Origin of the sequence: Citrobacter sp. Cpo148 (assembly GCF_030332375.1) — a bacterium.
In the GTDB taxonomy this organism is placed as follows: Bacteria; Pseudomonadota; Gammaproteobacteria; order Enterobacterales; family Enterobacteriaceae; genus Citrobacter; species Citrobacter portucalensis.
The window spans coordinates 121,669-143,815 of the sequence record NZ_JAOWHY010000048.1 but is presented as its reverse complement, the minus strand read 5'-3'; the positions used below and the strand labels follow the sequence as shown (position 1 = coordinate 143,815).

Annotated in this window: 22 protein-coding genes; 7 read left to right on the top strand and 15 right to left on the bottom strand. The window is 52.5% G+C overall.

Annotated features, from left to right (window positions below; translation table 11 throughout):
* The first annotated feature begins 5 nt into the window (after window positions 1-5).
* The 3 genes from OGY10_RS19315 to OGY10_RS19305 all read left to right on the top strand — a co-directional run bounded on the left by OGY10_RS19315 (window position 6) and on the right by OGY10_RS19305 (window position 4,991).
* Complete coding sequence (locus tag OGY10_RS19315) at window positions 6-1,349, top strand: TolC family outer membrane protein (protein WP_286577221.1); 1,344 nt, start codon at window positions 6-8, stop codon at window positions 1,347-1,349.
* Between the two features lie 89 nt (window positions 1,350-1,438).
* Window positions 1,439-3,631, top strand: coding sequence for a type I secretion system permease/ATPase (locus OGY10_RS19310; protein WP_286577219.1), 2,193 nt, complete (start codon window positions 1,439-1,441; stop codon window positions 3,629-3,631).
* Window positions 3,618-4,991, top strand: a complete 1,374-nt coding sequence (locus tag OGY10_RS19305; RefSeq protein ID WP_286577218.1) for an HlyD family type I secretion periplasmic adaptor subunit — start codon at window positions 3,618-3,620, stop codon at window positions 4,989-4,991. Before OGY10_RS19310 ends, OGY10_RS19305 begins: the two co-directional genes overlap by 14 nt.
* A 41-nt stretch (window positions 4,992-5,032) precedes the next feature.
* On the opposite strand, the gene OGY10_RS19300 is transcribed toward OGY10_RS19305, so the two are convergent.
* On the bottom strand, window positions 5,033-5,638 hold the full coding sequence (locus OGY10_RS19300) for a helix-turn-helix domain-containing protein (protein ID WP_008785664.1): 606 nt from the start codon (window positions 5,636-5,638) through the stop codon (window positions 5,033-5,035).
* A 455-nt stretch (window positions 5,639-6,093) separates the two neighbouring features.
* Here OGY10_RS19300 and OGY10_RS19295 point away from each other — a divergent pair, with 455 nt between their 5' ends.
* From OGY10_RS19295 to mutS, 3 genes are all read left to right on the top strand, one after another.
* The gene (locus OGY10_RS19295) at window positions 6,094-6,879 is read left to right on the top strand and encodes a winged helix-turn-helix domain-containing protein (protein ID WP_128612549.1); all 786 of its coding nucleotides are present in this window, start codon (window positions 6,094-6,096) and stop codon (window positions 6,877-6,879) included.
* A complete protein-coding gene (locus OGY10_RS19290; RefSeq protein ID WP_057068063.1) occupies window positions 6,879-7,391 on the top strand; it encodes a YqeJ family protein in 513 nt (170 codons plus the stop codon). The genes OGY10_RS19295 and OGY10_RS19290 overlap by 1 nt, the downstream gene beginning before the upstream one ends.
* Window positions 7,392-7,597: 206 nt before the next feature.
* Window positions 7,598-10,165 carry a DNA mismatch repair protein MutS gene (gene mutS, locus OGY10_RS19285; RefSeq protein ID WP_103014841.1) on the top strand — a complete coding sequence of 856 codons (2,568 nt, stop codon included), beginning with the start codon at window positions 7,598-7,600 and terminating at the stop codon, window positions 10,163-10,165.
* A gap of 92 nt (window positions 10,166-10,257) precedes the next feature.
* Here mutS and OGY10_RS19280 read toward each other — a convergent pair whose 3' ends face one another.
* Genes OGY10_RS19280 through OGY10_RS19270 form a run of 3 tightly spaced genes read right to left on the bottom strand, consistent with a single transcriptional unit; the run spans window position 10,258 to window position 12,525 of the window.
* A complete protein-coding gene (locus tag OGY10_RS19280; RefSeq protein ID WP_032944812.1) occupies window positions 10,258-10,494 on the bottom strand; it encodes a non-oxidative hydroxyarylic acid decarboxylases subunit D in 237 nt (78 codons plus the stop codon).
* 10 nt (window positions 10,495-10,504) lie between these two features.
* Window positions 10,505-11,932, bottom strand: a complete 1,428-nt coding sequence (locus OGY10_RS19275; protein ID WP_048215658.1) for a non-oxidative hydroxyarylic acid decarboxylases subunit C — start codon at window positions 11,930-11,932, stop codon at window positions 10,505-10,507.
* Entirely contained in the window at window positions 11,932-12,525 is a 594-nt protein-coding gene (locus OGY10_RS19270; RefSeq protein ID WP_079934205.1) for a non-oxidative hydroxyarylic acid decarboxylases subunit B, read from the bottom strand. Before OGY10_RS19270 ends, OGY10_RS19275 begins: the two co-directional genes overlap by 1 nt.
* 160 nt (window positions 12,526-12,685) lie before the next feature.
* Here OGY10_RS19270 and OGY10_RS19265 point away from each other — a divergent pair, with 160 nt between their 5' ends.
* On the top strand, window positions 12,686-13,090 hold the full coding sequence (locus OGY10_RS19265; RefSeq protein WP_032944816.1) for a MarR family winged helix-turn-helix transcriptional regulator: 405 nt from the start codon (window positions 12,686-12,688) through the stop codon (window positions 13,088-13,090).
* Window positions 13,091-13,232: 142 nt separating this feature from the next.
* Here the strand turns inward: OGY10_RS19265 and rpoS are convergent, their stop codons facing one another.
* The 11 genes from rpoS to cysN all read right to left on the bottom strand — a co-directional run bounded on the left by rpoS (window position 13,233) and on the right by cysN (window position 22,141).
* Window positions 13,233-14,225 (bottom strand): RNA polymerase sigma factor RpoS, encoded by a 993-nt coding sequence (rpoS, locus tag OGY10_RS19260; protein WP_000081498.1) that lies wholly within the window; start codon window positions 14,223-14,225, stop codon window positions 13,233-13,235.
* Between the two features lie 62 nt (window positions 14,226-14,287).
* Window positions 14,288-15,370: a murein hydrolase activator NlpD gene (gene nlpD, locus OGY10_RS19255; protein ID WP_223849051.1), complete on the bottom strand. Its 1,083-nt coding sequence runs from the start codon at window positions 15,368-15,370 to the stop codon at window positions 14,288-14,290.
* 184 nt (window positions 15,371-15,554) lie between these two features.
* Window positions 15,555-16,181 (bottom strand): protein-L-isoaspartate(D-aspartate) O-methyltransferase, encoded by a 627-nt coding sequence (locus OGY10_RS19250; RefSeq protein WP_003034172.1) that lies wholly within the window; start codon window positions 16,179-16,181, stop codon window positions 15,555-15,557.
* The gene (gene surE / locus OGY10_RS19245; protein WP_032944818.1) at window positions 16,175-16,936 is read right to left on the bottom strand and encodes a 5'/3'-nucleotidase SurE; all 762 of its coding nucleotides are present in this window, start codon (window positions 16,934-16,936) and stop codon (window positions 16,175-16,177) included. The genes OGY10_RS19250 and surE overlap by 7 nt, the downstream gene beginning before the upstream one ends.
* The gene (gene truD / locus OGY10_RS19240) at window positions 16,917-17,966 is read right to left on the bottom strand and encodes a tRNA pseudouridine(13) synthase TruD (RefSeq protein WP_048215656.1); all 1,050 of its coding nucleotides are present in this window, start codon (window positions 17,964-17,966) and stop codon (window positions 16,917-16,919) included. The genes surE and truD overlap by 20 nt, the downstream gene beginning before the upstream one ends.
* Complete coding sequence (ispF, locus tag OGY10_RS19235) at window positions 17,963-18,442, bottom strand: 2-C-methyl-D-erythritol 2,4-cyclodiphosphate synthase (RefSeq protein ID WP_003034167.1); 480 nt, start codon at window positions 18,440-18,442, stop codon at window positions 17,963-17,965. The genes truD and ispF overlap by 4 nt, the downstream gene beginning before the upstream one ends.
* Window positions 18,443-18,497: 55 nt before the next feature.
* Window positions 18,498-19,193 (bottom strand): 2-C-methyl-D-erythritol 4-phosphate cytidylyltransferase, encoded by a 696-nt coding sequence (gene ispD, locus OGY10_RS19230; protein WP_003825722.1) that lies wholly within the window; start codon window positions 19,191-19,193, stop codon window positions 18,498-18,500.
* An 18-nt stretch (window positions 19,194-19,211) separates the two neighbouring features.
* Window positions 19,212-19,523 (bottom strand): cell division protein FtsB, encoded by a 312-nt coding sequence (gene ftsB, locus OGY10_RS19225; RefSeq protein ID WP_003034163.1) that lies wholly within the window; start codon window positions 19,521-19,523, stop codon window positions 19,212-19,214.
* Between the two features lie 214 nt (window positions 19,524-19,737).
* A complete protein-coding gene (locus OGY10_RS19220) occupies window positions 19,738-20,061 on the bottom strand; it encodes a DUF3561 family protein (RefSeq protein ID WP_020996298.1) in 324 nt (107 codons plus the stop codon).
* Window positions 20,062-20,108: 47 nt separating this feature from the next.
* Window positions 20,109-20,714, bottom strand: a complete 606-nt coding sequence (cysC, locus tag OGY10_RS19215) for an adenylyl-sulfate kinase (protein WP_003034157.1) — start codon at window positions 20,712-20,714, stop codon at window positions 20,109-20,111.
* Window positions 20,714-22,141, bottom strand: a complete 1,428-nt coding sequence (gene cysN, locus OGY10_RS19210) for a sulfate adenylyltransferase subunit CysN (RefSeq protein ID WP_191226843.1) — start codon at window positions 22,139-22,141, stop codon at window positions 20,714-20,716. The genes cysC and cysN overlap by 1 nt, the downstream gene beginning before the upstream one ends.
* Window positions 22,142-22,147: the final 6 nt, after the last annotated feature.

Here is a 22,147-nt window from a genome sequence, read left to right as displayed (position 1 = left end):
ATGTCATGAAGAAGTTTTTAGTTTTTCTGCTTTCATGTTTTTCAATAAATGCAGTAAACGCAGAAGACTTACAAAATACCGTTAAAGATGCATTAGCGAATCATCCTGAAGTTAATGCTGCAATAAATAGCCGTTATTCCTCGGAGCAAGATCTGCGGGCGGCACAAGGTGGCTATTTGCCATCACTGAATTTAAATGCCGAGGCCGGGCGCAAAAATGTTGATGATGCAACTACCCGCGCTGCAGGGCGCAATAACGGTCTGACTCAATCACCTAACGAGGTGACTATCAGCCTCGAGCAGAATGTGTTTAACGGCTTTGCGACCAACAGCGAAGTGGCGCGACAAAAAGCGACCGTTGACTCACGCGCCTATGGTGTGATGAACACCAGTGAAAGCACCGCTTATGCGGTGATTCAGGCCTATTTCGACGTGCTGCAACGCGAAGAGTTTGTTCGCCTTGCTGAAGACGATCTGGCGAACCACGAGCGCATTTATGACCAGATAAAACTGCGTACCGATCAGGGCGTTGGGCGCTCCGGGGATTTTATGCAGGCCGAAGCGCGTCTGGCGCAGGCGCGAAACAATCTGCTGACCGAGCAGACTAACCTTGAAGATGCGAAAACCACCTTTGTCAGCGTGACGGGCATGGATCCGCAGGGCTTAAGCCAGCCAGAGAGCATTGACTCTCAGTTGCCAACCTCGCTGGAAGATGCCAAAAGTCGGATGGAAAAAAATAATCCATTACTGAAGTCTACCAATGCGGATATCGAAGCTGCGCACCAGCAGTATGAAGCGTCGAAATCAACCTTCTATCCACGTGTGGACGTTGAGCTTTCCCGCGGGATTAGCAACAATACCGATACCACTCGCGCACACACCGAAGAGTGGGAAGCGATGGTAAAACTGCACTACAACCTGTACCAGGGCGGCAGCGACAAAGCCAACATGAACTCCCGCGCTTATCTGCACAAGCAGGCTCAGGATGTACGTAATAACACTCTGCGCCAGCTGAATCAGGAGCTGCGCCTGGCCTGGACCGCACTGCAAAACGCACGCGCCCAGCTTCCTTCGGCGGAAGAATATGCCGACCGCAGCGTCAAAGTGCGCACGGCTTATCAGGATCAATTTAGTCTTGGCGAGCGTACGCTGCTGGATTTACTCGATAGTGAAAATGAAGTGTTCTCCTCTAAACGCCGTCTTGTTGAATTACGTTATCTGGCCATGACCAGTGGCTACCGTATTAGCGAACGCACCGGGGAATTAATGAACATTCTAAAAATCACACCGCCGCCTTCAGGACAACCGGTAGATTCAGCAGAAGAAAATAGCTTACCGGAACTTCATTAATAATTATTAATCCCCAATAAATCTCTGACCTGCACGCTTATTATTAGCTTGCTATTATTTAATAGTGCACGGTCAGAATGGTTGCGAAAATGAGTGCACAAGCCGAATTATTAAATGACGTCCCTGAGAATTACGCTACCCCTAATTCTCAACATCACGACCCACGTAGCCATAATGACGACCCGTTATTAGATAGCTTACTGATTCTGTGTTCTCTGCACGGTAAACCGGCGAGTCGTTCAACATTAAGCAGTGGCCTGCCATTAGAAAACGATCGGCTCACGCTAAATATATTTCCACGCGCGGCAGCAAGGGCCGGTTTAAAGGCGCGAGTCGTCACGCGCACGCTCGATAAAATTCCGGCAATGTCTCTGCCTGCTGTCTTGTTATTGAATGCAGGGGGAACCGGGGTGTTGTTGGCCTGGAACGATGACGGTAGCGCCCGTTTTATGCCCAGCGAAAGCGAAGGTGGGGAAATTTGCGTTGATGCTGCCACGCTTGAGCAAAACTATGCGGGCAAAGTCATTTTTGCGCATCCGCGCCACGAATTCGATTTGCAGGCAGAGGCCTTTTTGCCGCGCACCAAATCCTGGTTTAAAGACACGCTGAAGCTGTCGCGTTTTCTGTATATGGATGCGGTATTGGCCAGTCTGTTAATCAACCTGATTGCGCTCGGCACACCGCTCTTTACCATGAATGTGTATGACCGCGTCGTGCCAAACCAGGCAACGGTCACATTATGGGTGCTGGCAGTCGGCATCTGCCTGGCTTTTGTCTTTGATCTGATTTTAAAAATGCTGCGCGGTATCTGCCTTGATATTGCAGGTAAGAAAAGCGATCTCATCATCTCTTCGACCCTGTTTGAGCGCATTGTCGGTATGGAGATGAAAGAGCGCCCGGCACGCGTGGGCAGCTTTGCACAAAACATTCACGAGTTTCAGTCACTGCGTGATTTCCTCTCATCCCTCACTTTGACGACGATTATCGATTTGCCCTTCACCCTGTTACTGCTGATTGTTATTGGCATTATCGGTGGCGCGCTGGCATGGATCCCGGTACTGACATTACCGATTGCCCTATTGTGCAGTTGGGCACTACAAAAGCCGGTCAACGCTGCTGTGGCAAAAACCATGAGCCTCGCCAGCGAACGTCAGGCGCTACTGATTGAAACCCTGAGCAGTCTGGATGCCATCAAAGTGAATAATGCCCAAAGCGAACGCCAGTTCCAGTGGGAACAAACGCTGGGCAGCCTGAGCCGTCTCGAACTGCGGGTGAAAACCTTGTCCAGCCTGGCCAGCAACCTTACCGGCTGGTTCCAGCAAATTTCAGGCGTGGTGATGATCATCGTCGGGGTGTACATGATTATCGACGGCAAACTGAGTATGGGTGGCTTGATCGCCTGCTACATGCTTAACGGCCGGGCACTCATGCCGCTGGGTCAGCTCACCGGCCTTATCGCCCGCTATCAGCAGGCGAAACTGACCATCAAAAACACTGAGAAAATGATCTCGCTGACGCAGGAGCGCCGTGCGGATGAAAACCCACTCAAGCGTGAACAGTTACAGGGCAGTATTGAATTTCGCGATGTGGATTTCAGCTACCCGGAGCAACAAAACCTGTCGCTGCACAAAATTAACCTGACCATTCAGCCCGGTGAGCGCATCGGCATTATCGGGCGCAGCGGTTCCGGTAAAAGTTCACTGAGTAAACTTATCGTCAATTTATACCAGCCGAGCGCCGGAAACCTGCTGATCGATGGTATCGACTCTCGCCAGCTGGATGTGAACGATCTGCGCCACAGCATCGGCTACGTGCCGCAGGACATCCAGCTATTCAACGGCACGCTGCGCGATAACCTGCTGTGCGGAGCGCGCTATGTCGATGACGAAACCATGTTGCGAGCGGCAGAACTGGCTGGCGTCAACGAATTCGCACGCCTGCATCCCGACGGCTATAACCTGCAGGTCGGCGAACGCGGCTCCCAGCTTTCCGGTGGGCAACGGCAGGCGGTGGCGCTCGCGCGTGCACTGTTGCTTGATCCCCCTCTCCTGCTACTGGATGAACCCACCAGTTCGATGGACAACACCAGCGAAGAGAAGATCAAACACGCACTGGCCCCCTGTATTGCGGGAAAAACGTTATTACTGGTCACGCACCGCGCTTCCATGCTGTCGCTGGTTGACCGTCTGATTATTGTTGATAAAGGTCGCATCATCGCAGACGGTCCGAAAGGGGTAGTGATGGATGCGTTGAAAAAGGGGCAAATTAATGCGTCTCGCTGATCTCCTGACTCGTGCCCGCAGTCACATGCAGCACTATTTTCGCGGTCGTGATGAAAATCAAACCGACAGTATTAATGAGGTTAGCCAGGCCATAATTGATGATGCCCCAAGAGTGATACGACTGACGTTGTGGGTGATCCTCGCGCTGGTGGTGCTGTCCTTCATCTGGGCTGGTTTTGCAAAAATTGATGAGGTGACACGCGGTGAAGGCAAAGCGATCCCTTCATCAAAACTGCAAAAAATCCAGAACCTGGAAGGGGGAATTGTCACCGAGCTGTACGTGCATGAAGGGCAAATCGTTAACGCCGGAACTCCACTACTGCACCTCGATGACACGCGCTTCGCCTCCAACGTTGGCGAAACTGAAGCCGACAAACTCGGTCTGCGCGCCAAGGTAGAACGCCTGACGGCTGAGGTTGAAAGCCGGGACTTTGTGATTTCACCCGAGATAGCCAGCCAGGCGCCCGATGTCGCCCGGGGAGAAACCGAGCTGTACAACAGCCGTCGGGAACAATTTCACAACGAAATTTCCGGGCTTGAAGAACAGCTGGTACAGAAAAAACAGGAGCTGCGCGACTTTGAGTCAAAGGAGGATCAGTTTAAGCACAGCCTCGGGTTAATCCGTCAGGAAATCAAAATGTCCGAGCCGCTGCTCGCTTCAGGCGCCATTTCAAAAGTCGAACTGCTGCGCCTGCGTCGTACCGAAGTGGAAACCGCCGGGCAGCTCAATTCTATTAGCCTGTCGCTGCCCAAGGCCACGTCAGAAATTAAAGAGATTGAGAATAAAATCGGTGAAAGCCGTGGCCGTTTCCAGAGCGATGCGCTGGCCCAACTCAATGAAGCTCGCACCAATCTGAGTAAAACCCAGGCAAGCGTTAAAGCACTGGAGGATCGGGTGAACCGTACCATGGTCACCTCACCGGTGCGGGGTATCGTCCAGCAGGTGATGGTGAATACTATCGGCGGCGTCATTCAACCGGGCTGCGATCTGGTGGAAATCGTTCCGCTGGATGACAAACTGTTAATCGAAGCCAAAATCCAGCCGCGCGATATCGCCTTCCTCCATCCGGGTCAACATGCGATGGTGAAATTTACCGCTTACGATTACACCATCTATGGCGGTCTGCAAGGCGAAGTAGTGCAGATAAGCCCGGACACCGTTACCGACAAGCAGGGGCGAAGCTTTTATATTGTGCGTTTGCAGACGGACAAAAATTACCTGGGAACAAAAGAGCATCCGATGCTGATCATTCCCGGCATGGTGGCGAGCGTCGATATTCTCACCGGCAAGAAAACGATTCTGAGCTACCTGTTAAAACCGATTATTCGCGCACGCGCGGAAGCACTCAGAGAACGTTGATCGGTTGCGCTCCCTTACATTTTGCCGGGGAGCGCATGATTTTATAACGGCGTGCAAAAAGAGAGCTTTCCACGATTCAGGGTGATTTTCCCGTCATTAACCAGCTCCTGTAACACCTTATGGATGGCACTACGTGAAATATGGTTACGGGTCAAAATAAAAGTATACACGGATGTTTTCTCGCGAACCTCTGGTTCCATCGACCAGATATATTTCACGTGTTCAATAATCTGCTCACGTATAGTGCGGTGCGACTGCAACGCCTCACGCTGAAAATAACGTTGAAGATGATGCGTTAAGATATCAAACGCCTGCTTCCATAAGTTTTTGGTCGTAAACAGGTGATCGGCATTTTGTACGCTCATCGCCCACATTTCACAATCGGTATCACAACGTAAATAGTGACCAGCCACTTCCGTACGCATTTGTGGCAGGCCGAGAATAGCAGGTGCAGAAATACTCACGGTGACTAAATCGTTTTCCACACGATAAACAGAGACAGTCCCTTTCTCCAGAAATAAGATTTGTCCATCGGTCTTCAAATCAATACGCTGACGTTTTTTACGTAACGACAGCCAGGCATTATCCGACTTCTTCATTTCATCGCCAACGAGCACTACAGCATTTTCAATTTCTTTCTGGAACATGGGACTCTCTACCGCAAATTATGGCTTAGTCAAAAAGATGGTTAAATTTACTCGGCACTAAAAATAAATGTCAGCTCGCAAACAAGCTGACATTTATTCCCATCTACATCTACCACCGGCATTCCCTGGTGCCATTGACGCGTTAAGGTTCATGCTGTTTTCGCGTGGTGGTGCCATGCAGTATATGGCGCTGTCCATAAAGAATTAATGGCAATCATCTTTGTCGACATTTTTTCATCTTTCTGTTCTTTGCAGAGTAGCCAAAAAGATACAATCAATTGATTTTAATGGATTTTATTTTCATTAAAAAGTTTTCATTCTTGTTATATTATGATACCAATTTGCAACACTTCGCGGTTCTCGCTGTGGAATCAGGTCCATGCTGGTGGTCTTTATAGGCTCAGTGGTATCATGACTAAACAACCACCAGACGCATCATCAAGAGTAGAGACAATATGTCTGAGACTGGCAATGTCAGTTATCTGATTGAAAATAGAATAATATTTACGCCAGCCACACAATGTCTGGCGCGGGTAGATCACCCCAATCAGCGGATAAAACTCAAACACTCAGCGTCGTTATGTCTTTTATTACTTATTCAACATCGCGGGCAAGTGGTTTCTCAAAACGAATTGCTGGAATTCGGTTGGGGTAAAAATCACCGGCAGGTGAGTTTCAACGCCTTTTATCAAAGCATTCTCTCGTTGCGTAAAAGCTTACTGCAGCTGGAGCTTGAACAACCGCTGATCACAACGATCCCCCGCAAAGGGCTGATCATTCAAGAAGAGTTTGATATTCAGGTCATTGAAACACCGGAGGAGAACTCTGCTTCTGCTGAAGAATCCTTAGCGCCAGATGCCACCATTGAGGAATTTTTGGCTGACACACCGCGTCAACCTTTGATAACGGCTGCAGAAACAGTAATGTTGGCACTTACCCTGATAATTTGTGTGCTGATATTATATCCATGGCAAGCCAGCGATGATTATTTCTCCGGCTATATCACTGCGGATAAAGCACCCACTGGCTGTCAGTATTATTTCAATAACGATGCCAGTAATTTCTCCCGGCATACCGCGTTTATCGACAAAAACCCAGGACTGTGTCAGAGCCATAAATTTATCTATATCACGACCTATCCTGAGTCTAAGAAACTGTCCGTGCTGGTGTGTCGCTCACCGATAAAAGCCAGGCAAGAAAATGCCTGTCAGTCGGTATATTACCCACGGTATGATAGCTAATGAACTTATATCCCCGAACGTCCCGCATCCAGACAGGTATTATCCTGCTGTTTTGTTTTGCTGCGCTTATTCTTACTGTCGTCTATCGGTACAGTAAGAACAATGGCGAGTTACATGATCTCACCTGCCGCTCTGCCATCGAAATTGTACGCAATACAAGCTCGTTCCGAGGGATTATTGATATTAAAACCGGGGGCAGTAAAGGTATTGTGAATATTGATGGTATTATCAAAGATGCCGAAAATAATGAGCAAACCGTGCAACGCATGGTACTTTTTACACAATCCAGCTACGGCTCAAGCCCGGTCTGGATTTCACAGAAAATCCAAATTTCCAATCGAGAAACGGCTCCCGCCAGCCTTATTCAGGAACTCCTCCCCGATTTTTTCCTGACCAATACCAGCGTATCCAACGTCGATTTTTTTGCACTGAACAGCGCGACATACCTGATTACCAAAGAGGGGATCCCCTATCTGTACTGCCAGAATTATGCTTTGCCGGAAAATGAATAATCAATAAGCGTTCTGGCGGCAAAACCTACGGATGAATCTCAGTCGTTGTCGGTGATAAGATAGACCATTCAGGCCGAGCCAACGCTCGTCGTTACTGCCCTTCAGGCGGCTTTCGAATGACAAATTTGTGGGTTTATGTGAGTTTCCAGGGGCTCACGTGAGACTGCCCAGGTCCCCAAAAAGATTAAAAAAAGAGCAAAAGCGATATGAAAGAGTCACTTGATACGGACTTCACGAACCACACCCCAATGATGCAGCAGTATCTCAAGCTGAAAGCCCAGCACCCGGAGATACTGTTGTTTTACCGCATGGGCGACTTTTACGAACTGTTTTATGACGATGCGAAACGTGCGTCTCAGTTGCTTGATATCTCCCTGACCAAACGCGGCGCGTCTGCGGGCGAGCCAATCCCGATGGCGGGCATTCCTCACCATGCGGTAGAAAACTACCTCGCCAAGCTGGTCAACCAGGGTGAGTCCGTCGCTATTTGTGAGCAGATTGGTGATCCGGCGACCAGCAAAGGTCCGGTCGAGCGCAAAGTGGTGCGTATCGTCACGCCAGGCACCATCAGTGATGAAGCGCTGTTACAGGAACGCCAGGACAACCTGCTGGCCGCTATCTGGCAGGACAGTAAAGGTTATGGTTACGCCACGCTGGATATCAGCTCCGGGCGTTTTCGTGTTAGCGAACCCGCCGACCGCGAGACCATGGCCGCAGAATTGCAGCGCACCAATCCAGCTGAACTGCTGTATGCCGAAGATTTCGCTGAAACTTCACTGATTGAGGGACGTCGCGGATTACGTCGTCGTCCACTATGGGAATTTGAAATCGATACCGCTCGCCAGCAGCTAAACCTGCAGTTTGGCACACGGGATCTGATTGGCTTTGGCGTGGAAAACGCCCCGCGTGGATTATGCGCGGCAGGCTGCCTGCTGCAATACGTAAAAGATACCCAGCGTACCTCGCTGCCGCATATTCGTTCCATCACCATGGAACGTCAGCAGGACAGCATCATTATGGATGCCGCCACGCGCCGCAATCTGGAAATTACCCAGAACCTGGCGGGCGGTGTTGAAAACACGCTGGCTTCAGTACTCGACTGCACCGTGACGCCGATGGGCAGCCGTATGCTCAAACGCTGGCTGCATATGCCGGTCCGTGACACCAAAGTCCTCACTGAGCGCCAACAGACCATCGGCGCGCTACAGGATTCCACCGGTGAATTGCAACCCGTGCTGCGTCAGGTCGGCGATCTGGAACGTATCCTTGCTCGTCTGGCCCTGCGTACCGCGCGCCCGCGCGATCTGGCCCGTATGCGTCATGCCTTCCAGCAATTACCAGAACTGCGCGCACAACTGGAAAGCGTAGACAGTGCCCCCGTGCAGATGCTGCGCGAGAAAATGGGTGAGTTTGCTGACCTGCGTGAACTGCTGGAACGTGCCGTAGTGGAAGCTCCACCTGTGCTGGTTCGCGATGGTGGCGTCATCGCCCCCGGCTATAATGAAGAACTGGACGAGTGGCGAGCGCTGGCTGATGGCGCAACTGACTATCTGGACAGACTGGAAATTCGTGAGCGCGAGCGCACCGGTCTGGATACGCTGAAAGTTGGGTTTAACGCCGTTCATGGCTACTACATTCAGATCAGTCGCGGGCAAAGTCATCTGGCGCCGATTAACTATGTGCGTCGCCAGACCCTGAAAAATGCCGAACGCTACATTATTCCGGAGCTGAAAGAGTACGAAGACAAAGTTCTGACATCAAAAGGCAAAGCGCTGGCGCTGGAAAAACAGCTGTACGATGAGCTGTTCGACATGCTGCTGCCGCACCTGGCTGATTTGCAACAAAGCGCCAGCGCGCTGGCAGAACTGGACGTACTGGTCAACCTCGCAGAACGTGCTTATACCCTGAATTACACCTGCCCAACCTTCACCGACAAGCCAGGTATTCGTATTGCCGAGGGACGTCATCCGGTGGTTGAACAGGTGCTGACCGAGCCGTTTATCGCCAACCCACTTAACCTCTCGCCTCAGCGACGGATGCTGATCATCACCGGCCCGAACATGGGGGGTAAAAGTACCTATATGCGCCAGACTGCGTTAATTGCGCTGCTGGCCTACATCGGCAGCTACGTTCCGGCGCAGAAAGTAGAGATTGGGCCTATCGACCGCATCTTTACCCGCGTGGGCGCGGCGGATGATCTGGCATCCGGCCGTTCCACCTTCATGGTAGAAATGACCGAAACCGCCAACATTCTGCATAACGCCACCGAGAACAGCCTGGTGCTGATGGATGAGATTGGACGCGGCACCTCCACCTACGACGGCCTGTCGCTGGCGTGGGCGTGCGCGGAAAATCTGGCCAATAAAATCAAAGCATTAACGTTGTTTGCCACCCACTACTTCGAACTGACTCAGTTACCGGAGAAAATGGAAGGCGTAGCAAATGTGCATCTTGATGCGTTAGAGCACGGCGATACCATCGCCTTCATGCACAGCGTACAAGATGGTGCGGCGAGCAAGAGCTATGGTCTGGCGGTAGCTGCCCTGGCAGGTGTACCAAAAGAGGTTATTAAACGCGCGCGGCAAAAACTGCGCGAACTGGAAAGCATCGCGCCGAATGTTGCTGCGACCCAGGTCGACGGCACACAGATGTCGCTCCTGACAGCTCCGGAAGAAACGTCGCCCGCTGTTGAAGCACTGGAAAATCTCGACCCGGATTCGCTAACGCCTCGCCAGGCGCTGGAGTGGATCTACCGGTTGAAGAGTCTGGTGTAACGCCGTAATGCCCGATGGCGCTACGCATATCGGGCCTGCAAAATATCGCTGTATTTAGGCCGGGTAAGGCGAAGCCGCACCCGGCGTGTTGATTAGCGCTTATCTTCTGCCAGCAGCGGTGGAATACTTGGCACCATCGGTGCGTCATCAATATCCTTCTGCGTCATGCGAAACGCTTGCGGGTAGTGCTCGCGGCTGGTACGGCGTAGCGGCTCAGTATCACGCCAGGTGTATAGACAATGCTGGCACTGATATACCGTCCAGACACCTTTTACCGGCGAGTTTGCCATCACTTCAATATGTTCATCGGCACAACGTGGACAAATCATCTGCTACTCCTTATTTACGGTTGGCCAGCATGGCGGTCAGTTTTTCTGCCCAGGCTTTCGTTTCCGGTAAATCACATACCGGCTGGCTGTAGTGCCCACGGTTATCCGGCGCAACCGGCGTGGTCGCATCAATAATTAACTTGTCGGTAATCCCCGCCGGACTGGAACCCGGATCAAGCTCCAGCACCGACATATTCGGCAATTGCACCAGATCGCCCGCCGGATTGACCTTCGAAGACAGCGCCCACATCACCTGCGGCAGGTTGAACGGATCTACATCCTCATCAACCATAATCACCATTTTCACGTAACCCAGGCCATGCGGCGTCGTCATTGCGCGCAGCCCCACCGCGCGGGCAAAGCCACCGTAGCGTTTTTTGGTGGAGATAATCGCCAGCAAACCGTGGGTATACATGGCATTCACCGCCTGCACTTCCGGGAATTCGGCTTTCAACTGTTGATAAAGCGGTACGCAGGTTGCCGGCCCCATCAGGTAGTCAATCTCCGTCCACGGCATCCCCAGATACAGCGATTCAAAAATAGGTTTGGTGCGATAAGAGACTTTATCGATACGCACGACCGTCATATTACGTCCACCGGAATAGTGCCCGGTAAACTCGCCAAACGGCCCTTCGATTTCACGCTTACGACCTTCAATGACCCCTTCGAGGATCACTTCTGAACCCCATGGCACGTCAAAGCCGGTGAGCGGCGCGGTAGCGATCGGATACGGGCTTTCACGCAGTGCTCCCGCCATTTCGTATTCCGACTGATCGTACTTCAGCGGCGTGGCCCCCATCAGGGTGATGATCGGATCGTTACCCAGCGTGATGGCAATCGGCAGATCTTCACCACGCTCTTCGGCTTTATGCAGGTGCAGCGCGATATCGTGCATCGGCACCGGCTGCAGGCCAAGCTTGCGTTTACCCTTCACTTCCATACGATAAATGCCGACGTTCTGTTTGCCAAAGTTGTCCGGATCCAGCGGATCGCGCGACACCACGCAGGCTTTATCAAGATAGAAACCGCCGTCGCCATCGTTCAGGCGAAACAGCGGCAGAATATCAAACAGGTTGATCTCATCACCATCAACACAGTTTTCAGCCCACGCCGGATTGGCGCGACGCTCCGGCGTAACCGGAAATTTATCCCAACGGCGAATAAACTCATCAATCTGTTTTTTCACTGGGGTATTTGGCGGCAGGCCTAAAGAGATGGCGTGATTCTGCCACGAACCAATAGTGTTCATCGCCACACGGGCGTCGGTAAAACCACGAATATTGTCAAACCACAGCGCTGGCGCACCGTCACCAATGCGTCCGGTCGCATTGGCTGCCGCAGCCAGATCCGGCTCGGCGTTAACTTCTTCACTGATTTTCAGCAATTGTCCCTGGTCGTCCAGCGCTTGTAAAAAGCTGCGCAAATCATCAAATGCCATTATTCATTCTCCTGTGAAAAATTCTGCGCCTGCCGTAAACCCTGCCAGCGACGGGCGTTGGGGTGTTCCAGACCAAACTGATCGAGCACACGCGCAACGATATGCTGAGTGATGTCATCGACCGTTTGCGGGTGGTTGTAATACGCGGGCATGGGCGGGACCATCGCCGCGCCCATGCGGGAAAGCGCGAGCATGTTTTCCAGATGAATAGTGCTAAGCGGCATTTCACGCGGAACCAGCACCAGCTTGCGCCCTTCTTTCAGCACCACATCGGCAGCGCGCCCCACCAGCCCTTCCGCGTAGCCTGCACGAATACCGGCCAGGGTTTTCATACTGCAGGGGATAATGATCATGCCGTCAGTGCGAAACGATCCAGAGGAGATGGTCGCCGCCTGGTCCGCCGGGTTGTGGCAAAAATCGGCCAACGCAGACACATCGCGGACGCTGTACGGCGTTTCCAGTTCAATAGTGGTTTTGGCCCACTTTGACAGCACCAGATGGGTTTCCACCTCGGGCATTTCCCGCAGCGCCTGCAATAGCGACACACCAAGGGGCGCACCGGTTGCCCCGGTCATTCCGACAATCAGTCTCATTTAGTCTCTCGATTTTTGTTCGTGTACGAACATTTTGATTAAAATACTCTCACATAACATTTCGGGCAAGGTCATCGAGCACAGATCGCTAAAGCCGCAATTGTTAAAAAAAGATGCGTAACCCGCTATGATAGAGACTGACAGGAATTCCGGAGCGCTCATGCCGTTACGAAATAAAGCATTTCACCTTTTACGTCAGCTCTTCCAGCAGCATACGTCCCGCTGGCAACATGAATTACCGGACCTGACCAAACCACAGTATGCGGTGATGCGCGCCATTGCTGAACGTCCCGGCATTGAGCAGGTTGACCTGACCGAAGCCGCAGTCTGTACCAAAGCAACCCTTGCGGAAATGCTGAGCCGAATGGAAAAACGGGAGCTGGTCAGGCGTGAACATGACCCGGCAGATAAGCGTCGACGGTTTGTTTATTTGACCGCGCAAGGAGAAGCATTACTGGCCAGCGCAACTCCGTTAGGCGATAGCGTGGATGATGAGTTTCTGGGCAGACTTAGCGAAGAAGAACGTGAGCAGTTCACACGTCTGGTGCGTAAGATGATGAACTAATCTGCCGGATGGCGACATAAATGTCTTATCCGGCCTACAAAGTCCAGCTCCCCGTAGGCCTGATAAACGCAGTGCCATCAGGCAACAAACATAGAAAAAGGCCAGTCCCAATGAGACTGGCCTTTCTTGATAGAACTTGTGCTTACTCGCGGAATAGCGCTTCGATATTCAGTCCCTGAGTCTGCAGGATTTCACGCAGACGACGCAGACCTTCAACCTGAATCTGGCGAACACGTTCACGGGTGAGACCAATTTCACGGCCCACATCTTCCAGTGTCGCAGCTTCGTACCCCAGCAGACCAAAACGACGTGCCAGCACTTCACGCTGTTTGGCGTTCAGTTCGAACAGCCATTTGACGATGCTCTGTTTCATATCATCGTCTTGCGTGGTGTCTTCCGGGCCGTTTTCCTTTTCATCGGCCAGAATATCCAGCAACGCTTTTTCGGAATCGCCACCCAGCGGGGTGTCTACCGAGGTAATACGCTCGTTGAGTCGGAGCATACGGCTGACGTCATCAACCGGTTTATCCAGTTGTTCAGCAATCTCTTCTGCGCTCGGTTCGTGGTCCAGTTTATGCGACAACTCACGCGCGGTACGCAGATAGACGTTCAGCTCTTTTACAATATGAATCGGCAGTCGGATCGTACGGGTTTGGTTCATAATCGCCCGTTCAATCGTCTGGCGGATCCACCAGGTTGCGTATGTTGAGAAGCGGAACCCGCGTTCCGGGTCAAACTTCTCGACTGCACGGATCAGTCCCAGATTGCCCTCTTCAATCAGGTCCAGCAATGCCAGACCACGATTGCCATAACGACGAGCAATTTTCACCACCAGACGCAGGTTACTTTCAATCATGCGACGGCGAGAAGCGACATCCCCACGCAGTGCGCGACGCGCAAAATAAACTTCTTCTTCGGCTGTTAACAGTGGTGAATAACCAATCTCACCAAGGTAAAGCTGAGTCGCGTCCAACACACGCTGTGTGGCCCCCTGCGATAACAGCTCTTCTTCAGCCAGGTCGTTATCACTGGGTTCCTCTTCACTCAAGGCTTTTTCATCAAAAGCCTCTACTCCGTTCTCATCAAATTCCGCATCTTCATTTAAATCATGAACTTTCAGCGTATTCTGACTCATAAAGGTGGCTCCTACCCGTGATCCCTAACGGAACTAGCACGTGAAAGCCTGGTTCCGCCGAATTATCGCTGCGGTAAATAGCGCAGCGGGTTTACGGATTTCCCCTTGTAACGAATTTCAAAATGCAAGCGTGTTGAACTGGTTCCGGTGCTACCCATGGTAGCTATTTTCTGCCCCGCCTTGATTTCTTGTTGTTCCCGGACCAGCATTGTATCGTTATGGGCGTAGGCACTCAGGTAATCATCGTTATGTTTGATGATAATAAGATTACCGTAACCGCGCAGTGCGTTACCGGCATATACGACGCGTCCATCTGCGGTCGCGACAATAGCCTGTCCTTTACTGCCTGCAATATCGATCCCTTTATTGCCACCTTCAGTAGCCGCGAAGTTTTCGATTACTTTGCCGTCAGTCGGCCAGCGCCAGGTAGAGATTGGCGAGCTGGTTGACGTTGAGCTTGCAGTTGATTCGGTTGCGCTAACTGCTGGAGCCGTTACAGGCGCTGTGACAACGGTCCCAGCAGGCTTGTTGTTCGGCAACATTTTATTAGCACTTTGTTCACCTGAATCCTCAGAATACGTAATTGTTGGTTTCGAAGCAACAGCAACGGTGGAATTTTGTGCAGGGTTGGTCACAACTCCTTGCTGTGCTGCATCCGCCTGGGTAATAGCATTACCACCAGTAATCGGTGTACCCGACGCGTTGCCCACTTGCAGAGTTTGACCGACATTCAGGCCATACGGGGCCGGAACGTTATTGCGTTGTGCGAGATCACGGAAATCGTTCCCGGTAATCCAAGCGATATAGAAAAGGGTATCGCCTTTCTTAACAGTATAGGTACTGCCGCCCGTATAGCTACCTTTCGGAATGTTCCCATACTTACGGTTGTACACAATACGACCGTTTTCCATCTGCACAGGCTGTTCCGCAACAGGCTGGATCTGTGTTGACTGTGTGGTCGGACGCTGCACCGGCTGGATCTGTGGCGTTTGCTGTACTGTCGACGTCGAGCCCATTTTTGGTGGAGGCGTAATCAGCATGCCGGAATTGGTGTTCGTTGATGCACCGCCATCAACGGAACTGACCGGTGCAGGTGGATTCGAGGTATTTGAACAACCTGCCAGCCATAATGAAACCAGTGACAATGCCGCAATGCGGCGAACGGTAAATTTGTGGCTTCCCGCGCTCATTTATCCCCCAGGAAAATTTGGTTAAAACCAGTGACGTAATCACCGTGCAAGGCATCGGACTGGGCACTGGAAACGTGACCACGATACGCTTACTAATTCCAGAATATCCAGGAAAACTCCAGGTATTCAGAGCCTGTATCTACGCAAGCTCCCCTTTTACTAAGGGAACGAAACGTACGGCCTCCACGGTATCGATAATAAATTCGCCTCCCCGACGACGCACCCGTTTCAGAAACTGATGCTCGTCGCCCACGGGTAAGACGAGAATGCCGCCTTCATCCAACTGCATCATTAGCGCAGTTGGGATCTCAGGCGGCGCTGCCGTAACAATGATAGCGTCAAACGGGGCTCGCGCTTGCCAGCCCTGCCATCCATCACCATGACGGGTAGAAACATTATGTAAATCAAGCTGTTTAAGTCGACGACGCGCCTGCCACTGCAAACCTTTAATGCGCTCAACAGAGCACACATGATGCACCAGGTGCGCCAGAATCGCCGTTTGGTAGCCAGAGCCGGTACCAATTTCCAGCACCCGGGACTGCGGCGTTAACTCAAGCAGTTCGGTCATCCGCGCAACCATATAGGGCTGCGAAATCGTCTGCCCCTGACCAATCGGCAGAGCAATATTGTCCCAGGCCTTATGTTCAAACGCCTCATCAATGAATTTTTCACGCGGCACGGCGGCAAGTGCATCGAGAACAAGCTCATCTCTGATGCCCTGCGCACGTAATTGTTCAAGAAGAGTGTGTACGCGTCTGCTTACCATTGCGTGTCGGCTCCCACGCTGTCTAACCAGTCAGAAACAACTTCATGCGCGCCATATGCGGTTAAATCGACATGCAGCGGCGTAATGGAAACATAGCCTTCATCGACGGCGGCAAAATCTGTATCCGGTCCGGCGTCGCACTTTTCGCCCGGCGGCCCGATCCAGTACAGCGTATTACCGCGCGGATCCTGCTGTGGGATCACCTGATCCGCAGGATGGCGGCTACCGCAGCGGGTGACGCGGATACCTTTAATCTGATCCAGCGGTAAATCCGGCACGTTGATATTCAAAATGCGCCCGGTGCGCAGCGGTTCGCGGCTCAGCGCCCGTAAGATACGGCAGGTTACTGCGGCAGCAGTATCGTAGTGTTTATGCCCATCAAGTGAGACCGCCAGCGCAGGAAAGCCCAGGTGACGACCTTCCATCGCCGCCGCAACGGTACCGGAATAGATAACATCATCGCCCAGATTAGGACCGGCGTTAATACCAGACACGACAATGTCCGGACGCGGACGCATTAATGCGTTCACGCCCAGATAGACGCAATCGGTAGGTGTACCCATTTGTACGGCGATATCACCGTTTTCATAGGTGAACGTGCGAAGTGAGGATTCCAGCGTCAGCGAGTTAGACGCGCCACTGCGGTTACGATCCGGGGCAACCACCTGTACGTCAGCAAACTCACGCAGCGCTTTCGCCAGCGTTTGTATACCGGGTGCGTGGACCCCATCATCGTTACTCAGCAATATACGCATAATCACCCATTGTGTTAATAAGTTCCCTTACAACACTGGTGGCGAAGCTACCTGCCGGTAGCCAGAAACGTAACTCAACGGTTACGTCATCCCACCAGTTCCAGCTTAATTGTTGTGGATACAGCAACATAGCACGACGCGATGCGTCGACTTTCTCGCGCAACAACAGCGATTGCAGCGCGGTTTCATCAGCAATAGCGGCTTCTTCAAACGCCAGCGCGTCGCGCTGAGTTCCCCACTCACCGCTGCCCGGTAATGCCGCTGTAATCATCAATTCTTTATCATCGACGCGACGCTGTAATTCGGTCTGTTCTTCCTGCGTGGCGACAAACCAGCTTCCGCGTCCCGACAATTGTAGCGCATCGCCGTCAACAACTTGATTAAAGTCTGTTTTTTTCAAGCGTTCACTGACTATCTGATTAAACAACGCGCTACGGGCCGCCGACAACCAAAAACTGCGCTTATTGCGATCGCGCACCGGCGCATCGCTTTGCGCCCAGCGCAGCGCCCCTTGCAGGTTGCTGCCGCCAATACCAAAACGCTGAGCGCCAAAATAGTTCGGTACGCCGCGCTCGCTAATCGCCTGCAAACGCGCTTCAACGTCATTTCGCTGGCTCACTTCACGCAGCACCAGCGTAAATTCGTTACCTTTCAGCGCCCCTAAACGCAGCTTACGCTTGTGGCGCGCGTACTCCAGCACTTTACAGCCTTCGAGTTCAAATTTGCTTAAATCAGGCATTGCATTGCCCGGCACGCGCGCGCACAGCCACTGTTCCGTGACTGCATGCTTGTCTTTCTGGCCAGCAAAGCTCACTTCACGGGCGTGAATTTTCAGGAACTTCGCCAGCGCGTCAGCCACAAAACGGGTATTACAGCCGTTTTTCAGGATACGCACCAAAATGTGCTCGCCTTCGCCATCCGGTTCGAAGCCTAAATCTTCGACGACGACAAAGTCTTCCGGATTCGCTTTCAGAACGCCATGGCCTTGTGGTTTGCCATGGAGATACGTCAGATCTTCAAACGCAGTCATTTCGTTGCCTTAATGAGTAACGCCACCGCTTCACAGGCAATCCCTTCCCCACGCCCGGTAAAACCGAGTTTTTCCGTGGTGGTCGCTTTCACGTTAACATCATCCATATGGCAGCCGAGATCTTCGGCAATAAACACGCGCATTTGCGGAATGTGCGGCAGCATCTTCGGCGCCTGAGCAATAATCGTCACATCCACATTACCAAGCGTATAGCCTTTGGCCTGAATACGCCGCCAGGCTTCACGCAATAATTCACGACTATCTGCACCTTTAAAGGCCGGGTCGGTGTCCGGGAAGAGTTTACCGATATCCCCCAGCGCAGCCGCGCCCAGCAGTGCATCGGTTAACGCGTGTAACGCCACGTCGCCATCAGAATGCGCCAGCAATCCTTTTTCATACGGGATGCGCACACCACCAATGATAATTGGGCCAACTCCGCCAAAAGCGTGTACGTCGAAACCGTGTCCAATTCGCATTATGCCTTCTCCTGATATACACAACATCCTCCAGGCAACCTGAAGAATGATGTATCTAGATAGTTCGGGTCAGATAAAATTCCGCCAGCGCCAGGTCTTCCGGGCGGGTGACTTTGATGTTGTCAGCGCGTCCTTCGACCAGCAGCGGATGAAAACCGCAATATTCAAGCGCCGAGGCTTCGTCCGTAATGGTTGCACCTTCGTTTAGCGCACGGGTCAGACAGTCATGCAACAGCTCGCGAGGGAAAAACTGCGGCGTCAACGCATGCCATAAATCGGTGCGATCGACCGTATGGGCGATGTCTGTTCGGCCCGGCTCCGCGCGTTTCATCGTGTCGCGCACCGGCGCAGCAAGGATCCCGCCGATGCGGCTGGTTTCACTTATTGCCAGCAAACGAGATAAATCTTCCTGATGCAGGCACGGACGCGCGGCATCATGCACCAGAACCCAACTGGCCTCACCTGCGGCTTGCAAACCAGCAAGGACAGAATCGGCACGCTCGTTGCCACCATCCACCACGGTAATTTGCGGGTGCGCTGCGAGTGGAAGTTGGGCAAAGCGACTGTCGCCTGGGCTAATAGCGATGACGACTCGCGTCACCCGGGGATGAGCCAGCAGCGCATCAACCGAGTGTTCGAGAATGGTTTTATTGCCAATAGAGAGGTACTGCTTAGGACACTCTGTTTGCATTCGGCGGCCAAACCCGGCAGCCGGCACCACGGCGCAAACGTCCATTAAAGTGGCTGCCATGTTAAATCCCTGGACGGTTTATCGATTGTTTTGCCCTGCAGTCTGAGCGCGTTTAGACGCGTCAGGCACCAGACGATAAAAGGTTTCGCCTGGCTTAGTCATACTGAGTTCGTTACGCGCGCGCTCTTCGATAGCCTCTTGCCCGCCATTGAGATCGTCAATTTCGGCAAAAAGCTGATCGTTACGCGCTTTCAGTTTCGCGTTTGTAGCTTGCTGCGCCGCAACATCATCGTTGACGCGACTATAGTCATGTATGCCGTTCTTACCGAACCACAGCGAATACTGTAGCCAGACTAATAAAGCCAGCAACAGCAACGTAAGTTTACCCATCCTGCCCCCTGAAAAACGGCATCAACATCCCATAAACTCCGCTGACAACTTTACATCAACGGACGGGAATGCCGCGACAACGCGGGCAAATGTACCACATTTGCCCGTTGTTACGTATACCCCATGTAAGGAGAACATAATCTCATTGTTGGTTACGGTTTGAATTATGGCCAGACAGTGAACAACAGCGGCGATCGCGTGAAAGGACGTATGCCTAACCCAGTAGCCACAGGAACAGTGCGCCAAACATTGCGCCAACCACAAGCAGGGTACAGGCAATACTCAGCAGCAATCTCCCCTTCAATAGCGAATGCAGAGCAATACCCGCGACAATCGCCACGGGCAACAACGCGAGGAAAAAGGGCCAGGTATAGAGGAAGAAAAACAGTGTGTTAGGGCCATACATCAGACATGGGAATCCCAGCGCCAGCAACCACGCGACAAAACCGACCACGGCTCCTGGGAGTGACCAGGTAGTTTCGTCGTCGGCAGCGAAGGTATCTGACTCTGTAATAGTAATGTTATGGCTGTTACGCATATCTAATCCTGTGACCGTGACTGACCGGGCATGCAAGCTCGGGTGTCTCAGGATCTGATAATATCTTCCTGCCTCAGCAGGTCTAATAATTGAGGAACCAAATTTGTTACCAATTGTTCACCATCAAGATGAATCTCTGGCGATTCAGGCGCTTCGTAAACCGAGTCAATTCCGGTGAAATTGCGCAACTCCCCCGCTCGCGCTTTTTTATACAGCCCTTTTGGATCGCGAGCTTCGCACGTTGCTAATGGCGTATCGACAAAAACCTCAATAAAACGCCCTTCACCCACGCGCTCGCGAACCATTTTTCGCTCGGCGCGATGTGGTGAGATAAACGCAGTCAACACCACCAGGCCGGCGTCTACCATTAGGTTAGCCACTTCACCAACCCGACGAATATTCTCCTTGCGATCGGCATCGCTAAACCCAAGATCGCTACACAGACCGTGACGCACGTTATCGCCATCCAGCAGATAGGTGCTCACCCCTAGCTTATGCAGCGCCTCTTCCAGCGCCCCTGCTACCGTGGATTTACCGGAACCTGACAGCCCGGTAAACCACAGCACAACACCACGATGACCGTGGCGTTGTTCCCGCTGTTGCGGTGTAACAGGATGGGCATGCCAGACGACGTTTTCGTCATGCAGCGCCATTATTTTCCTCCCAGCAGATCGCGCGCACCCCAGTGTGGGAAGTAGCGACGCACCAGCGCATTAAGCTCCAGCTCAAACGCGCTGAACTGAGAAGCTGTGGCAAGCTCCTGGACGATTGGCTCACGCACCAGTCCCGCGCCAACGGTAACGTTAGTCAGGCGGTCAATGATAATCAGCCCGCCCGTAACCGGATTCTGCTGATAGGTATCCAGCACCAGCGGCTCATCAAAAGTCAGATTAACCAGACCGATGCCGTTCAGCGGCAGCGCTTCAACGTCACGTTGGGTCAGGTTGTTTATATCGACCTGATACTGCACGCTATCAACGCGTGCGCGGGTCTTCTTGCCTGCGACTTTTATGTCGTAGCTCTGCCCGGGCGACAACGGTTGTTCCGCCATCCACACCACATCAACTGCAGCGCTTTGTACTGTCGGCAGCGTTTCACCGGCATCAAGCAGCAGGTCGCCCCGGCTGATATCGATCTCATCTTTCAGCACCAGGGTGATCGCTTCACCCGCATGCGCTTCCTGTAAATCGCCATCAAAGGTTACGATTCGCGCCACGCTCGACTCAACGCCGGACGGCAGCACTTTGACGCGCTGTCCGACCTTCACGCTACCGGAGGCCAGCGTTCCGGCATAACCACGGAAATCCAGATTCGGTCGGTTCACATACTGCACCGGGAAGCGCATCGGCTGAGTATCAACAATGCGCTGAATCTCAACGGTTTCCAGCACTTCCAGCAGCGTCGGACCGCTGTACCACGGCATACTGGCGCTTTGCGAAGCCACGTTATCGCCTTCCAGCGCAGAGAGCGGCACAAACCGGATATCCAGGTTGCCCGGCAGTTGTTCAGCAAAAGTAAGATAGTCTTCGCGAATGCGGTTAAATGTCTCTTCGCTAAAGTCCACCAGATCCATTTTGTTGATCGCCACTACCAGGTGTTTGATCCCAAGCAGCGTGGAGATAAAGCTATGACGACGAGTCTGATCCAGCACGCCTTTACGCGCATCGATCAATAGGATCGCCAGGTCGCAGGTCGACGCACCGGTCGCCATGTTACGGGTGTACTGCTCATGCCCGGGAGTGTCCGCAATAATAAATTTACGCTTCTCGGTAGAGAAATAACGATACGCCACGTCGATGGTGATGCCCTGCTCGCGCTCGGCCTGCAAGCCGTCAACCAATAACGCCAGATCAAGCTTTTCGCCCTGAGTGCCGTGACGTTTACTGTCATTGTGCAGCGATGAAAGCTGGTCTTCATAAATCTGACGCGTGTCGTGCAGCAGGCGGCCAATCAGGGTACTTTTCCCATCATCCACGCTACCGCAGGTTAAAAAGCGCAGCAGACTTTTGTGTTGCTGGGCAACCATCCAGGCTTCAACGCCGCCTTCATTAGCAATTTGTTGTGCAAGTGTCGTGTTCATGGCGGC

Coding starts and splice junctions, on each gene's coding strand:
- OGY10_RS19295 (WP_128612549.1), top strand. CDS start 6,094: ATGTCTGAGACTGGCAATGTCAGTTATCTGATTGAAAATAGAATAATA.
- ispF (WP_003034167.1), bottom strand. CDS start 18,442: ATGCGAATTGGACACGGTTTCGACGTACACGCTTTTGGCGGAGTTGGC.
- ispD (WP_003825722.1), bottom strand. CDS start 19,193: ATGGCAGCCACTTTAATGGACGTTTGCGCCGTGGTGCCGGCTGCCGGG.
- cysC (WP_003034157.1), bottom strand. CDS start 20,714: ATGGCGCTGCATGACGAAAACGTCGTCTGGCATGCCCATCCTGTTACA.
- OGY10_RS19290 (WP_057068063.1), top strand. CDS start 6,879: ATGAACTTATATCCCCGAACGTCCCGCATCCAGACAGGTATTATCCTG.
- OGY10_RS19315 (WP_286577221.1), top strand. CDS start 6: ATGAAGAAGTTTTTAGTTTTTCTGCTTTCATGTTTTTCAATAAATGCA.
- OGY10_RS19300 (WP_008785664.1), bottom strand. CDS start 5,638: ATGTTCCAGAAAGAAATTGAAAATGCTGTAGTGCTCGTTGGCGATGAA.
- OGY10_RS19305 (WP_286577218.1), top strand. CDS start 3,618: ATGCGTCTCGCTGATCTCCTGACTCGTGCCCGCAGTCACATGCAGCAC.
- rpoS (WP_000081498.1), bottom strand. CDS start 14,225: ATGAGTCAGAATACGCTGAAAGTTCATGATTTAAATGAAGATGCGGAA.
- surE (WP_032944818.1), bottom strand. CDS start 16,936: ATGCGTATATTGCTGAGTAACGATGATGGGGTCCACGCACCCGGTATA.
- ftsB (WP_003034163.1), bottom strand. CDS start 19,523: ATGGGTAAACTTACGTTGCTGTTGCTGGCTTTATTAGTCTGGCTACAG.
- OGY10_RS19275 (WP_048215658.1), bottom strand. CDS start 11,932: ATGGCATTTGATGATTTGCGCAGCTTTTTACAAGCGCTGGACGACCAG.
- mutS (WP_103014841.1), top strand. CDS start 7,598: ATGAAAGAGTCACTTGATACGGACTTCACGAACCACACCCCAATGATG.
- truD (WP_048215656.1), bottom strand. CDS start 17,966: ATGACTGCGTTTGAAGATCTGACGTATCTCCATGGCAAACCACAAGGC.
- OGY10_RS19250 (WP_003034172.1), bottom strand. CDS start 16,181: ATGGTAAGCAGACGCGTACACACTCTTCTTGAACAATTACGTGCGCAG.
- cysN (WP_191226843.1), bottom strand. CDS start 22,141: ATGAACACGACACTTGCACAACAAATTGCTAATGAAGGCGGCGTTGAA.
- OGY10_RS19265 (WP_032944816.1), top strand. CDS start 12,686: ATGCCGTTACGAAATAAAGCATTTCACCTTTTACGTCAGCTCTTCCAG.
- OGY10_RS19310 (WP_286577219.1), top strand. CDS start 1,439: ATGAGTGCACAAGCCGAATTATTAAATGACGTCCCTGAGAATTACGCT.
- OGY10_RS19280 (WP_032944812.1), bottom strand. CDS start 10,494: ATGATTTGTCCACGTTGTGCCGATGAACATATTGAAGTGATGGCAAAC.
- OGY10_RS19270 (WP_079934205.1), bottom strand. CDS start 12,525: ATGAGACTGATTGTCGGAATGACCGGGGCAACCGGTGCGCCCCTTGGT.
- OGY10_RS19220 (WP_020996298.1), bottom strand. CDS start 20,061: ATGCGTAACAGCCATAACATTACTATTACAGAGTCAGATACCTTCGCT.